General features: G+C 61.5%; 12 protein-coding genes. 1 reads left to right on the top strand and 11 read right to left on the bottom strand.

The window, feature by feature from the left end:
• The first annotated feature begins 87 nt into the window (after nucleotides 1-87).
• A complete protein-coding gene (locus Q0139_RS13275; RefSeq protein ID WP_298022870.1) occupies nucleotides 88-1,383 on the top strand; it encodes a nucleotide sugar dehydrogenase in 1,296 nt (431 codons plus the stop codon).
• Between the two features lie 105 nt (nucleotides 1,384-1,488).
• Here the strand turns inward: Q0139_RS13275 and Q0139_RS13270 are convergent, their stop codons facing one another.
• The 11 genes from Q0139_RS13270 to Q0139_RS13220 all read right to left on the bottom strand — a co-directional run.
• Nucleotides 1,489-2,490, bottom strand: a complete 1,002-nt coding sequence (locus Q0139_RS13270) for a DUF2891 domain-containing protein (RefSeq protein WP_298022867.1) — start codon at nucleotides 2,488-2,490, stop codon at nucleotides 1,489-1,491.
• Entirely contained in the window at nucleotides 2,487-3,440 is a 954-nt protein-coding gene (locus Q0139_RS13265) for a DUF979 domain-containing protein (protein WP_298022865.1), read from the bottom strand. The genes Q0139_RS13270 and Q0139_RS13265 overlap by 4 nt, the downstream gene beginning before the upstream one ends.
• Complete coding sequence (locus tag Q0139_RS13260) at nucleotides 3,437-4,144, bottom strand: DUF969 domain-containing protein (protein WP_298022863.1); 708 nt, start codon at nucleotides 4,142-4,144, stop codon at nucleotides 3,437-3,439. The genes Q0139_RS13265 and Q0139_RS13260 overlap by 4 nt, the downstream gene beginning before the upstream one ends.
• A 127-nt stretch (nucleotides 4,145-4,271) precedes the next feature.
• Nucleotides 4,272-7,919 carry a hydantoinase B/oxoprolinase family protein gene (locus Q0139_RS13255; RefSeq protein ID WP_298022860.1) on the bottom strand — a complete coding sequence of 1,216 codons (3,648 nt, stop codon included), beginning with the start codon at nucleotides 7,917-7,919 and terminating at the stop codon, nucleotides 4,272-4,274.
• 54 nt (nucleotides 7,920-7,973) lie between these two features.
• Complete coding sequence (locus tag Q0139_RS13250) at nucleotides 7,974-9,608, bottom strand: methyltransferase domain-containing protein (RefSeq protein ID WP_298022857.1); 1,635 nt, start codon at nucleotides 9,606-9,608, stop codon at nucleotides 7,974-7,976.
• 108 nt (nucleotides 9,609-9,716) lie between these two features.
• On the bottom strand, nucleotides 9,717-9,812 hold the full coding sequence (locus tag Q0139_RS13245; protein WP_350136719.1) for a DUF2474 family protein: 96 nt from the start codon (nucleotides 9,810-9,812) through the stop codon (nucleotides 9,717-9,719).
• Nucleotides 9,813-9,834: 22 nt separating this feature from the next.
• Nucleotides 9,835-10,830 (bottom strand): cytochrome d ubiquinol oxidase subunit II, encoded by a 996-nt coding sequence (cydB, locus tag Q0139_RS13240; RefSeq protein WP_298022962.1) that lies wholly within the window; start codon nucleotides 10,828-10,830, stop codon nucleotides 9,835-9,837.
• Nucleotides 10,830-12,278, bottom strand: a complete 1,449-nt coding sequence (locus tag Q0139_RS13235; RefSeq protein WP_298022854.1) for a cytochrome ubiquinol oxidase subunit I — start codon at nucleotides 12,276-12,278, stop codon at nucleotides 10,830-10,832. The genes cydB and Q0139_RS13235 overlap by 1 nt, the downstream gene beginning before the upstream one ends.
• Before the next feature lie 561 nt (nucleotides 12,279-12,839).
• Nucleotides 12,840-13,181: a hypothetical protein gene (locus tag Q0139_RS13230; RefSeq protein WP_298022851.1), complete on the bottom strand. Its 342-nt coding sequence runs from the start codon at nucleotides 13,179-13,181 to the stop codon at nucleotides 12,840-12,842.
• Between the two features lie 17 nt (nucleotides 13,182-13,198).
• Entirely contained in the window at nucleotides 13,199-13,645 is a 447-nt protein-coding gene (locus Q0139_RS13225) for a hypothetical protein (protein WP_298022848.1), read from the bottom strand.
• A gap of 45 nt (nucleotides 13,646-13,690) precedes the next feature.
• A partial coding sequence (locus tag Q0139_RS13220) for a hypothetical protein (RefSeq protein WP_298022845.1) occupies nucleotides 13,691-14,680 on the bottom strand: 990 nt, incomplete at its 5' end.

The following is a 14,680-nucleotide window of genomic DNA, read 5'->3' as shown; positions in this document are numbered from 1 at the left end:
TCAACCGTCATGCGCGCGGCGTGTTTCGGCTGGACAAGCGGGGGCCATGCTGCGAGGCGCTGAAACCCGAAAGACCGCTGTGCAATCATGACCGACAACGCCCTCCCCGCCATCGACGAGAACACCCGCATTGCCGTGATCGGACTCGGCTATGTCGGCCTGCCGCTCGCCGTCGCGCTGGCGCGGCATTTCGATTGCGTCGGGCTCGATATCGACGAGAGCCGGATCGCCGAGTTGCGCGAGGGGCATGACCGCACGAACGAGGTCGACGGCGAAGCGTTGCGCGAAAGCGCGCTCGAACTGACCGCCGATCCTGCCGATTGCGCGGGTGCGGACGTCTATATCGTGACGGTCCCGACTCCGGTCGATGCGGACAACAGGCCGGACCTCGATCCCGTCCTCGCGGCGACGCGCACGGTCGCCAAGCTGCTGTCGCCCGGCCGCTGCGCCATCGTCTGCTATGAAAGTACCGTCTATCCGGGCGTGACCGAGGATGTCTGCGGGCCCGAACTGGCTGCCGCTTCGGGCCTCGAACATGGACCACATTTCCGCCTCGGCTATTCACCCGAACGCATCAATCCCGGCGATCGCGAACACAGCATCGACCGGATCGTAAAGGTTGTCGCCGGAGAAAGTGCGGACGTGCGCGAGGCCCTGATGGCCGTCTACGGCAAGGTCACCGCCGCAGGCTGCTTTCCCGCCGCCTCGATCCGCGCCGCCGAGGCCGCGAAGGTGATCGAGAACGCCCAGCGCGACATCAACGTCGCCTTCATGAACGAAATCACGCAGATCTTCGCGCGGATGGATATCTCGATCTGGGACGTTCTCGAAGCGGCGAACACCAAATGGAATTTCCTCGATTTCAAACCCGGTCTTGTCGGCGGCCATTGTATCGGCGTCGATCCCTTCTACCTGGCGCACGCGGCGCAGGCGGCGGGTCATGACCCCAAGATCGTGCTGTCCGGCCGCGCTGTGAACGACGCAATGGGCGCATGGACGACGGATGCGATGCTCGACGCGCTGGCGATGGAGAGCGGCCGCGTCCTCGTCATGGGCCTCACCTTCAAGCGCGACGTGCCCGACCTGCGCAATTCGCGGGTGCTCGATGTGGTGACTAGACTCCGGTCTCGCGGTTTCGACGTAACGCTGCACGATCCGCTGGCGGACACCGGCGAAGCGGAGCGCATCTACAGCACCGCTCCCGATGCCGACGCGCTCTCCGGTCGCTACGATCTCGTCCTTTGCGCCGTCGATCATGCGGATTATCGGGCGATGGACGCCGACGCGATTGCGGCAATGGTGGACGAAGGGGGCGCCGTCGCCGATCTCAAGGGCATCTGGCGCGACCGTGATTTCGGCGATGTCCGTTACTGGACTCTCTAACCGTCATTGCGACGAGCCGAAGGCGACGCGGCAATCCAGAGTGTGGCGCGATACGCCCTGGATTGCTTCGCGATCCTCGCAATGACGAAAAGCTGGGGGTCGCCGCTAGTTTGCGCCCGGCGCGAGCAGCGCCAGCACCGCAAAGCTCGCCAGCCAATGTTCGCCCATATAGTCGCCCTCGACATGCGGCAGGCTCGCCGCGAGGTGGCGCTCGGCGGTCTCGCGCGCCTGCGCCGCCATATTCTCGTCGAGCGTCGCCGCAATCTCGCGCCAGCACCAGGCACGACACAGGTTGAACCCGTCGAGATGCGCGATCTTCCCGTCGCTGCGGTCGCTCGGCACGGCAGGTGTGAACAGACTCGTGGGCTGACCGATATCGAGCCGGGGGAGAAAATCGGCGAACCAGCCGCGAAAGGCGGGCGCGTCCATCACCGCCTTCATCGCCAGCGCCTCGATCATCGCCGAGGACAGGAATTCATCGCCCCCCGGTTCCCATGCCTGGCAGTCCCGGTCCATGCCGTAATAGAAACCCGCCCGCTCGACGATCAGCTCGGCCAAGGCGGAGTCGTGGTCGCTGGCCCAGCCATGGGCGAGGTCGAGCGCGAAGGCGGTGTTGTAATGCGTTCCGGTGCGGATCGGATAGCCCTGTTTCGGGAGGAACAGCTTGAACCGCTCGGCAAATTCGCGCGCCAGCGGCTCGAGGTTGGCGGCCCAGTCGCGGTCCGGATGCCGCGCCGCCTCGCCATGCAGGGCCAGCAGCCACGCCCAACCATAGGGCCGCTCGAAACCGCCGGAATAGGCGCGGTCGAGATAGGCCAGTTCGCCGGCCGCCTTGTCCTCGGTCAGCATAAAGTCGGCGAGCGCGGTGACGTCGGCGGCAAAGGGCCGGTCGGGGAACAGCCGCCGCAGCGTCAGCATCATCCACCAGCTATGGACGCAGCTGTGCCAGTCGAAGCTGCCATGGAAGATCGGATGCAATTCCTTCGGCCCGCGCACATCCTCCGGCCCGTTCATCACATGGTCGAGCTTGTGCGGAAATTCGCGCATGACATGGCCCAGCGCGATGCGGGCGAACCGGTCGGCATGGGCGGGGGTAAGATCGGTCATCGGAACGCCAACCAATAAATCAGAGCGATATTGCAAGCGAGCAGGGGAATCGCCGTCCAGATCTGCATCCGGATGACGCCATACTGGCTCTTCATCTCGAGCAGCGCAGCGGGGACGATGTTGAAGTTGGCGGCCATCGGCGTCATCAGCGTGCCGCAGAATCCCGCGAGCATCCCTATTGCGCCGATGATCGCCGGATCGCCACCGAAGCCCTGTACCAGCACCGGAATGCCGATTGCCGCCGCCATAACGGGGAAGGCGGCGAAGGCGTTGCCCATGATCATCGTGAACAGCGCCATGCCGAGCGCGTAGATGAGGACGGCGACAAAGACATTGCCCTCCGGAATCACATTGCCCGCGATCTGGCCGATCACATCGCCGACCCCGGCCAGCGCGAACACGGCGCCCAGCGCCGCGAGCATCTGCGGCAGCACCGCGGCCCAGCCGATCGAATCCATCAGCCGCCGCCCCTCCTCGACCGGTGCCAGCGCCGGGGGGCGGAACCAGATACAGGCGAGCGCCAGTGCGGCGAGCACGCCAATGCCGAGCAGGATCAGCGTGACCCAACGTTCCTCGAACAAGCCGGACCCGCCGAACGCGGTATAGTTGTAGAGGATCGTCCCGGCGAAGGCGGTGATCGGGATCAGCAGCGCGGGCAGGAACAGCTTGTTGCCGAACTTCGCCGCCAGTTCCGCGCGCAGGCCATCGCTCGTCGTCACCGGTTGGCCCCGGCCCAGCATCCCGAAGCCCGCAATCGCGACCAGCGCCAGCACGAGAATTCCGTTACCGAGATCGCTGAGCGCGTCGCCGTAGAAGAAGCTGAACGCCAGCAGGCCCCAAAAGGCCGCGTTGCCGAACCGCTTCGAATTGGTCCGGTCGATCGCGCTCATCAACGCAAAGGCGGTGAAGACGATGCCTGCAAGGACGTAGAGCCAGCCGAGCGTAATCATGCTCTCGGCTCCGGCGACGATTTGGCAGGCAGCCTTGGCCGGCGCCGCAATCTGCGATCGAACAGCAGCAGTCGCGAACCGTGGATGAAGAAGGCGCAGATCGCGGTCGGGATCGCCCAGACCGACAGCTGCAGCGGCGTCAGTTCATAGCCATAGCTCTGGAACACGCCCTGGATCAGCAGGATCGAGGCGATGGCAACGAAGATGTCCTCGCCGAAGAACAGCCCGACATTGTCGGTCGCCGCCGACATGCCGAGCACCTGCTGGCGCTCGTCCTCTTCAAGTTCGCCATGGGTCTTTTCCGCCGCCGCCTCGGCCATCGGCGCGACAAGCGGGCGCACCGTCTGCGCGGGGCCGGCGACTGATGTCAGGCCGAGCGCGGCGGTGATCTGGCGGAAGGCAAGGTAGAGCAGCAGTAACCGCCCCATCGTCGCACCGCGAATGCGCTCGATCATGGTCCGGGCGCGCTGCTGCAGCCCATAGCGTTCGAGCAGGCCGATCACCGGCAGCACGATCCAGACGACGCTGATATAGCGGTTGTCGTTGAACGCCTTGCCGAACGCCTCGATCACCTCGATCAGCGGCAATTGACCGAGCAGGCCCGTCACGATCGCCGAGACGGTGACGACGAGCAACGGGTTCATCTTCAGCGCGAAGCCGATGATGACGACGAGGATGCCGGAAAGGACGAGATAGTCGTTCATGGGGCGGAGCGCCGGGCAGAACAACTTCCGATATCCCCGCGAAGGCGGGGATCCTGCTCCTGGCTGTGCCACTTGATGCAACGGCAGGCGATGGATTCCCGCCTCCGCAGGAATGACGAGGGTATCTTCACTTGTCTGCCTCCCCATAGCCGCCGCCGCCCGGCGTTTCGACAACATAAACATCGCCCGGAGCGAGTTCGGCAGCCGCAGTGGCGGGCAGGTCTTCGCGCGTTCCATCGGTCCGCAGGACGTAGTTCGCACCCGGCTTCGCATCGCCGCCGCCCGCTATGCCACGCGGCGCGATCTTGCGGCGGTTGGCGAGCATGTTGGCGCGCATCGCCTCCAGGAACCGCACGCGCCGCACCGTTCCGTCTCCACCATGATGCGTTCCCGTTCCGCCGGAGCCTTTCCGGATCGAAAAGCTTTCGAGCAGCACCGGTAACCGCGTCTCGAAGATTTCCGGATCGGTCAGGCGGCTGTTGGTCATATGGGTCTGCACGGCGCTCGTGCCGTCATGGTCGGGGCCCGCGCCGGAGCCGCCGGCGATGGTCTCGTAATATTGGTGGCGATCGTTGCCGAAGGTGAAGTTGTTCATCGTTCCGGCGCTCGGCGCGAGCCGGCCGGTCGCAGCGAACAGGGCATCGGTCACCACCTGGCTCGTCTCGACATTGCCGGCGACGACGGCGGCGGGCCAGGCCGGGCGGAGCATCGAACCCTCCGGGACGATCAGCTCGATCGGGCGCAGACACCCGTCGTTCATCGGGATGACATCGTCGATCAGCGTGCGCACGACATAGAGCGTCGCGGCCCGCGTGATCGAATAGGGCGCGTTGAAATTGTCGGGCTGCTGGTCGCTGGTGCCGGTGAAATCTATCGTCGCGGAGCGGTTCTCACGGTCGACGGCGATGCGCACCGCAACCTGCGCACCGTTGTCCATCGCGTAGGTGAAGTTGCCGTCGTCGAGCTTCGCGATGAGCCGCCGCACCGCCTCCTCCGCATTGGCGAGGACATGCTCCATATAGGCGGCGACCACATCGCGGCCATACTCTCCAGCGATGCGATTGAGCTCCTCCGCGCCGCGCGTGCAGGCGGCGAGCTGCGCCTTGAGATCGGAAATGTTGCGATCGATATTGCGTGCCGGATGATCGCCCGCGCCGAGCAGTTCGCGCATCTCGGATTCGAGAAAGTACCCCTCATCGACCATCAGCACATTGTCGAGCATCACGCCTTCCTGCTCGATGGAAGTGCTGTCGGGTGGCATCGATCCGGGCGCGATGCCGCCGATATCGGCATGATGCCCGCGCGCCGCGACATAGGCGGCGGGCGCATCCTCGCCCTCATGGAAGACGGGAACGATCACGGTGATGTCGGGAAGGTGCGTGCCGCCGCGATAGGGCGCGTTGAGGACATAGGCGTCACCGCGCCGGATGCCGCGCCCATCCGCCGCGTTTCCCCGCGCCTCGATCACCGTGCGAATGCTGTCGCCCATCGATCCGAGATGAACGGGGATATGCGGCGCATTGGCGATCAGCGCCCCTTCCGGATCGAACAGCGCGCAGGAGAAATCGAGCCGCTCCTTGATGTTGACCGAACTCGCCGTGCTTTGCAGCGCGACGCCCATCTCCTCGGCAATCGCCATGAACAGGTTGTTGAAGATTTCGAGCGCGACGGGATCGACTTCGGTGCCGATGGCATGGTCCGCCTGTCGTGCCTCGGCGCGGGTCAGGATCAGGTTGGCATGATCGTCGAGCGCCGCCTGCCAGCCGGGTTCGACAAAGGTGGTGGCAGTCTGTTCGGTGATGAGAGCGGGGCCGGTGACGGTGTCGCGGCGAGTAAGCGAGGCGCGGTCGACAATCCGATCCACCCCCGGCCGAAGGCCGTCGGGGGAGGTGCCATTTCCATCGGAAATGGCGGAGGGGCTTTCCGCGCTGAGGGGGAGCGGTTGTGTATGCGTTCCGCCCGTCCCCTCGGCCGACGCGCTTCGCGCCGGGGAAGACTTACCAATGCCCTCGACGATCAGCGTTTCGACGATCACTTCGGCGCCGTCATCCGCATAGCCGAAGCGGCGCTTGTGCTCCGTTTCGAACGCGCCGCGCATCGCCTCGGCTTCTTCGATTGCGATTTCGAGCGTACTGTCGCTCCCCGCATAGCGTAACGCCGCGCGGCGATGCGTTTCGATCCGATCGAGGGGAACGCCCTGCTCTTCGAGCGCAGACTGCGCGTCCTGCGCCAAAGCATCCAGCCGCTCTTGGGCGTCCTCGCCCAAGGGTCTCCCGAACGTCTCCTGCCGCAGCACGGTCATGTCGGCGAGCCCCATGCCATGCGCCGAGAGCACGCCGGCGAGCGGATGGATCATCACCCGTTCCATGCCGAGCGCGTCGGCGACGAGGCACGCATGCTGCCCGCCCGCCCCGCCGAAACATTGCAACGTGTAGCGCGAGACATCGTGACCCCGCGCGATCGAGATTTTCTTGATCGCGTTCGCCATATTGTCGACGGCGATGCGCAAAAAGCCCTTGGCGATGTCCTCCGGTGTCATCCGGTTGCCCGTCTCGGCCTCAATCTCTTCGGCGAGTTTGGCAAATTTTTCTCGCACGATTTCGGTGTCGATCGGCTGGTCGCCTGCTTCGCCGAAGACATGCGGGAAATGCGCGGCGTCGATCTTGCCGAGCATGACGTTGCAATCGGTGACCGTCAGCGGGCCGCCGCGCCGGTAGCAGGCGGGGCCGGGCACCGCACCCGCGCTGTCCGGCCCGACGCGAAACCGGCTGCCGTCGAAATCGCAGATCGACCCGCCCCCCGCCGCCACGGTATGGATCTGCAGCATCGGCGCGCGGACACGAACGCCTGCGACCACGCTTTCATTGGTACGCTCAAAGCTCCCGGCAAAATGCGACACATCGGTGGAGGTACCGCCCATGTCGAAGCCGATGATCTTGTCGAACCCGGCTTCCTCCGCCGTCTTGACCATGCCGACAATACCGCCTGCCGGGCCAGAGAGGATCGCATCCTTGCCGCGAAATTTCTGCGCGTCGACCAGCCCCCCGCTCGACTGCATGAAAAGAAGCCGCGCGCGATCATCGAGCGCGCCCGTCATCTTGTCGATATAGCGGTCGAGCACGGGCGAGAGATAGGCGTCGATCACGGTCGTATCGCCCCGGCCGACAAGCTTGATCAGCGGTCCGACTTCGTGACTCACCGAAATCTGCGCGAAGCCGATTTCGCGCGCGATCGCGGCCAGCCGCGCTTCGTGATCGGTGAATTGCCAGCCATGCATCAGCACGATCGCGATCGAACGGAAGCCGTCGTCATAGGCCGATTGGAAAGCTTCCCGTGCCGCGGCCATGTCGAGCGCGGTCTCGACTGTTCCATCGACCCAGACCCGCTCATCGATCTCGACGACCCGCTCGTAGAGCTGGCTCGGCAGTTCGATATGCCGCGCAAAAATCTCCGGCCGCGCCTGATAGCCGATCCGCAAGGCATCGCCATACCCGCGCGTGATCGCCAGCATCGTCCGCTCGCCCTTGCGTTCGAGCAGTGCATTGGTCGCGACCGTCGTGCCCATCTTCACACTTTCGACCGCACCGCCGCCTTCGCGTTCGATCAACCGGCGAATGCCCTCGGTCGCGGCATCGTCATAGCGTTCCGGATCGTCAGACAGCAGCTTTTCGACATGAACCGTGCCATCGGGCGCGGTGGCCACGATATCGGTGAATGTCCCGCCGCGATCGATCGCAAAGCGCCATCCGGCTGGGTCTGCGGCGGTTTCGGCCATTGTCCCGTTCAATCAGCCGCACGGCGGGATTGCAAGCACCGCCAGCGCAGAGCCTCAATTCTTGCGGAAGATCACGGTCATCTTGGTGGTCTTCAGATCCTCTTCGCTCATCGATGCCCATGGCTCAAGGAAGGCCTTGCGCGTCTCGGACGGGATGTCTTCCTGCGTGTCACGCAGCGAGACGATCTCGAACCCGGCCTCCTCGATCGCGGCGATATGCTGCGACTTGCGCAACCGGTTCATCCAGTCCGGCGGATTGTCCTCGGTCAGGAACGACCAGGCGTCAAAGTCCGAATCGCCGCCATAGCTGCGATGGTCGGCGATATCGATGAAGTGGAACTGCACCGCACCGCGCTTCGATTTCCTGTAGAGCCACTGCATTACGCCGTGAAGATCGGTCAGGTGCTCTAGCACAGCGAGGGACACGACGAAGCCGAGCTCGCCATCGTCCACAGGCAGTTCGACCACGTCGGAGACATGGTGCTCAACCTTACCGTCCAGCTTGCCGACCGCTTCGTTCCATCGCCCGTCGGCAAAGGCTTCCGAATCGAATTGCGTGAACCGCTCCTCGAACGTTGTTGGGTCGGTCTGCGGCAACTGGAATAGCTGCGGGAACAGTTTGGCGTGAGCTAGTATCTGGTACATCGACAGCGCGGAATAGGTCGGGTTGCGCGGTTCCAGGATGTCGCAGGCGATCGCACGACTAAAGCCGTTCATGTAGAAATTGCCGGCGAGCGCAATCGGATCGTGGGCGCCGCAGCCAAAATCGAGAAATGTCGAGTTGCGATCGACATCGAATTCCTCGAACGCCCGCTTCGCCTGGTCCTTTTTGCGAACCAGCTTTTCCCAACCATGTTTCGCGATATTCGCATGCTGGAGTTGCAGGCTCGAATAGAGGAGATGATTGAGCTTCTCCATCCGGTTCATGTTGCTGCGCGAGATTTGCGGCAGGTTTGCGACGAGATAATCCAAGGCATCGTTCGGTTCGCCCGCATCGATGCGCGAGGCGAAACCGGCGGCGAAATCCTGTTCAGAAAACCCGCCGCCTAGCGGTCCGATAGCGGGGATCGTAATGTCGGGGACTTCGCCCGTCTGTTTGTGCAAACGGATATCGTCGTAGAGCCGCAAAAGTTCGGCGCGCTTTTCTTCCAGTTCGGCGGCCTTGGCGTCGATTGCGATGTTGGCTTCGCCCTCACGCTCTCGAATCTTCCGGAGTTTGTCCTCGGCGGTCGCGATCTTCTCATCGAGGTTGTCGCGCTTCGTCTCGAGCGTCGCCGTGAGTTCCCTCCGCCGCTGCTCCGCCTTGGCTTCAGCCTTGGCGAGCGCTTCGTCGGCCTTGGCGAGTTTTTCCTCGGCCTTCTCGATCTTGGCCTCGGCCTTCTCGATCTTGGCCTCGGCCTTCTCGATCTTGGCTTCGAGATTCTGCCGCTTTTCTTCCAGCTTGTCGGACTTGGCCTCGAGTTGTGCGGCACGCTCATTTTGCCGCTCAGTCTGCTCCGCTAGCTCGGCCGAACGAAGATTCTGCTTTTCGGCCTGTGCCTGTAATTTCGCCGTCCGCTCGTCGAGCGCGGTTTCGCGTTCTTCGAGTTTTGCCTGCAGCTCTTCCAGCCGGCGGCGTATCCGCTCTTCGACCACCTCGGATCCTTCGAGCAGGTAGCGTTTGCGCGCACGGCGCTTGAAAAAATCCATCGACCTCAATCCCTTTCGGGGCACATGCAAATTCTCCCGAGGGACGTCAAACGCTTTCGCGGTTTCGGAGGAAATGATCTGCGCCTCCGCTCCGGCTGCAGGCGAAGATCAGGCAATCCAAAGCCGGATCACCCAAGCGACCGCGCCGATCGTTGCCGCACTGGCTGCCCAGAGCAGCAAGAACCAGCCGAGGCGCTTTCGCAACGGGCCGGGCGAGGGCGTTTGCTCAGTGATAGCCTTCGGTCCCGACCTTGCCGCGGAAGACCCAATAGGCCCAGGCGGTATAGGCGATGATCACCGGCATGATGATCGCAACGCCGATCAGCATGAAGACCTGGCTGCGTTCGGGCGCTGCCGCGTCCCAGATCGTGACCTGATCGGGCACGATGAAAGGGTACATGCTGACGCCCAGTCCGATCATGCCGAGCAGGAACAGCGCGAGGGAGGCCAGGAACGGCGTCCAGCTATGCCGCTTCATGAGACCTCGAAACAGGAAGAAGCTGATGATCACGACAAGCAGCGGCACCTGGCTGGCGAACAGCATATAGGGCATCTCGAACCAGCGGCTGTAATATTGCGCCTCGAGGAACGGCGTATAAAGGCTTACCGCCGCCATCAGCGCCAGCGTGATCACCGCCCAGCGCTTGGCCGCGCGATAGGCGCGGTCCTGCGTGCCATGCTCGGTCTTGCCGATCAGCCAGGTAGCGCCGAGCAGCACATAGCCGGCGACGACGCCGAGGCCGCAGAGCAAAGTGTAAGGCGTCAACCAGTCGAACCAGCTTCCCGCATATCCCCGGTCCACCACCTCGATCCCCTGCAGCAGCGCGCCGAGGATCATGCCCTGGGTGAAGGCGGCGACGAGGCTGCCGGCGCTGAACGCGAAATCCCAGAAGGCGCGGTGCCCGGGATCGCGCCAGCGAAACTCGAAGGCCACGCCGCGAAAGACTAGCCCCAGCAGCATTGCGATGATCAGCGGATAGGTCGCCGGCATGACGATCGCATAGGCGAGCGGGAAGGCCGCGAAGAGCCCGCCGCCGCCGAGAACGAGCCACGTCTCATTGCCGTCCCAGACAGGCGCGATCGCGTTCATCGCCTGGTCGCGATCGTCGCCGACCTCGAAGCTCATGAACAGGATCCCGATGCCGAGATCGAACCCGTCCATCACCACATAGGCGAAGACGGCGAAGGCGATGATCAGCGCCCAGATCAGCGACAGGTCCATCACTCGCCCTCCTTATGCAGACCGTCATCAGGCTCGAAGGCCGGGGCGTCCTTCTGGTGCGGGCCGGGCGTGATGCCCGCGGTGCGGACCGGGCCGCGCTCGGTGCTCGCGACGCCTTTTTCCCCGGTCTGTGGCGGCTGGCGCATCAGCCGCAGGATATACCAGGTCCCGATGCCGAAAACGGCGAAATAGACGATGATGAAGGCGAGCAGCGATGCGCCCACGGCAGGGGCGTCGAGCGGCGAGGCGCTGTCGGCAGTGCGTAAAAGGCCGTAGACGGTATAGGGTTGCCGCCCGACCTCGGTTACGATCCAGCCGGCGATCACGGCGACGAAACCCGACGGCCCCATCGCGATCGCCGCCTTGTGCAGCAAGCGCGAATCGTAGAGCCGCTTGCGCCATCGCGCGACGAGGCTCCACAGGCCGATGCCGATCATCGCCAGCCCGATCCCGACCATGACGCGGAACGCCCAGAAGGGAAGGAACACCGGCGGCTGGTCGGCATCGGGCACGGTGTCGAGCCCGGCCATCGGCGCATTCGGATCGTGTTCGAGGATCAGCGAGCCGAGATGCGGGATGCCCACCGCATAATCGAGCCGCTGCTCCGCGTCGTTCGGGATCCCGAAAAGATAGAGCGGCGCACCATCGGGATAGCTGTGATAATGCCCTTCCATCGCCATGACCTTGGCGGGCTGATGCTCGAGCGTATTGAGCCCGTGCTGGTCGCCCACAAAGAGCTGCACCGGCGCTACGAGCGCGGCCATCCACATCGCCATCGAGAACATCGTCCGCGCATGGGCGTTCGTCTTGTCCTTGAGCAAATGCCAGGCGCCGACCGCACCGACGACGAAGGCCGTGGTCAGATAGGCGGCGATGACCGTATGCACGAGGCGATACGGAAAACTGGGCGAGAAGATGATCGTCACCCAGCTGTCTCCCGGCAGAAATTGCCCGTTCTCGCCCATTTCATAGCCAACCGGCGTCTGCATCCAGCTGTTGACCGAAAGGATCCAGAAAGCCGAAACAAAGGTCCCTGCGGCGACCATCAACGTCGCCGCGAAGTGAAGCTTCTTCCCGACCTTGTTCATGCCGAACAGCATCACGCCGAGGAATCCGGCTTCGAGGAAGAAAGCGGTGAGCACCTCATAGGCCATCAGCGGCCCGATGACCGGACCGGCCAGATCGGAAAAGACCGACCAGTTGGTGCCGAACTGATAGGACATGACGATGCCGGAAACGACGCCCATGGCGAAGGCGACGGCGAAGATCTTCAACCAGTATTTGAACAGGTCGAGATAACGCTGATTGCCGGTCTTCAGCCACAGCCCTTCGAGCACGGCGAGATAGCTCGCCAGCCCGATCGAGAAGGCCGGGAAGATAAAGTGAAAACTGACGGTGAACGCGAACTGAATCCGCGCCAGAAGAAGCGCGTCGAAACCGTCGAACATAAGGATCGCCCCTCCCGCAGGTCAGGCCGCTCGTTCACAGGCGACCGACATGTCTTAGCACGACATTGCAGTTTTTGCATTGCGAAGCCGATGGCGAAGATTGCAGGCGATGCAATCGCGCATGGTATTTCGCTTGGCCTACAGCAAAGGGAGCTTCTTGTTATCAGGAGAGCAGCCCGGCCAGCGGCGTAGCAACGCAAAACTCCGCGCCCGGATCGGCCTTGCGGAGTTTTGAGTTGGTTGCGGGGGCAGGATTTGAACCTGCGACCTTCAGGTTATGAGACCGAATAACCTAACCTTAAGCCTTTGAATTTAATAAATAAATCAGCTTTTTTAAGTGCTATGTGTAAGAGAATGTGTAACTATTCCAGTGATTCGCGAAAGACCAAATCTGCTATACTCATCCACAAGCAATAGAATTTTAACACAGATTTTTTCAATCACACAATAGCTTTATCTACAGTTGTTGTGTGGCCATTGATCTACCGCTCATTCATGGCCTTGGCCAGTCGAGGCTCTCTCAGGAAATGTATGCCGAGTTTATCCAGACTGAAGGCTATCTCAGTTCTTCTTTTTCAACCCAGCCTCCGCCTCGCCAAGGCGCTTCTGTAAATCAGAGATGGTCTTCTTAAGCTGTTTCTTGTCTTCCAATAGCTCTTTGTTGTTTTCCCGAATTTGATTGCTGGCCTCCGCATGGCTGTCGATGATCGTGTAAAGCTTCACAATGTCAGCTTGCAGCTTCTTGATCTCTCGCCTCTGCTCTCTGGATATGTGTTTTTGCGCTTTTCTCCAGAGTCCTTTCGTGACCCCTTTGCCCGGAATTTCATCGGACGCCGCCTCCAAAATTTCCCTGACAGCTTCTCGAAACTCTTCGGGAACCTTGAGAGGTGGAATCTTGGCCATACGGATTCAGTGCTACCTTATCGCTTGAGAGCTTTTTGGCTTTTCGCAAGTTGCGCGCGTGTCTTCGCGAGCGACTCCTCACCCTTCTTGATAGCCTCGTTGGCTTTTTCCGATAGAGCTTTCAAAAACGTCAGAGGCTCTTCGTCGAGAAGTTCTTGTGGAATATCCTCGAAGTAATCAAGCTGTGGCTTCTGTTTATTTTCTTTCTTTTTCATAGGCTTATTATCAGTCGATTCGGTCTCTTTGTAAAGCAAAATAGCGCCAAGTCCCAGCAAGACGAATACCAGATTTATGATCTTTGACCTGTCGTCCGGCGAATTCCGCATAGACAAGTCAATTTGAACCTTCAAATCAGAAGAATCTGGAATCTCTTCAAGGGAAACTCCCTCGATAGACGCACCTTCATTCGCGATGGTGCGACGGACGGTGGCACTGTCTGCTATTCCAAGCTCCAAAGCACTCACAGCACCATCGCCTACAAAGAATTTTTCTGCCGCATAATAGACACGCTACTCATCTGCGTCTGCATCGTCCAGCCACCGGCCATCATCTTCAATGTATGTGCTGAGCCGCTGCCATACGATCATTGCTTCGGTAAGCCGCAAGCTATCGTTTGCACGATAATGTGCGTTCGGATTACGCGCGACGCCGATCACTTCAATATCACGCTTGAACCATTCTCGATTGCGGAAGACAGGATCGAACAGATCATCCCAATTATCGGTTCTCAGCACAATCTCCATCAATTCCCCAAGTGTGAGAAATTGAATCAAGGGGGCTGGCGGCTCACCGGCTTTGAGAGCTTTCTGGCGTGTGTCCTTTGCCTTTTCGACGAGCGCGCCAGGCACGCGTTGTTTGAACCATTTAGGCCCGGCAAGAGCGTTCAACTTCTTTGTAATCAGGTCGCGGAGCGATGTTTCGATAGTTCCAACCAGCTCGAAAATATCCGACGCAAGATTTGAGGTGGAGAGTGTCAAGAGACCGGACGCGGTTTCGCCAACAACGTAGCGGCCTTCTTCGATGATCTCACCGACGATTGCTCCGCTGGCGATGCCCATCTCAACCGCTGTTTCCGGTTCGGCCTCGATCAATCCCTCATCGACGTCGGCCTCACGGTATAGCTTGCGCCGATACTCGAAATCGCGCCAATAGTCCTTTGGCAAGGTAAAGGCTGTGTGCCATCCGCCCAGCAGGGTTTCCACTGTCTGGCGATGCAATTCGCCGACGCCGTAAATATCGGTGATACCGGCAAGCGCCGCAAAACGCTTGTTCGTAAGGTCGAGGGAGGGAAACCCACCGATTGCCGCCTGTATGTGTTCGCTAAAACTGGGCTGGCTGAGTTCGAGTGCTCTTGTTGTTGCCGACAGACTGCCTGATATACCGGCGAGAGCCTTTTGCAGCTCGCTTTGCTGGCGGGCGATCACGCCAATTGTTGGAGAATTCAAATCGGCAAGCTGATGCCGCCAGCCAAATCCACCAATTTCCTTTGACCAGTCGTA

This window comes from uncultured Parasphingopyxis sp., from assembly GCF_937129435.1.
Classification (GTDB): Bacteria; Pseudomonadota; Alphaproteobacteria; order Sphingomonadales; family Sphingomonadaceae; genus Parasphingopyxis.
Note: the sequence above shows the minus strand (reverse complement) of the source record. Positions and strands in the feature narration are given on the sequence as shown.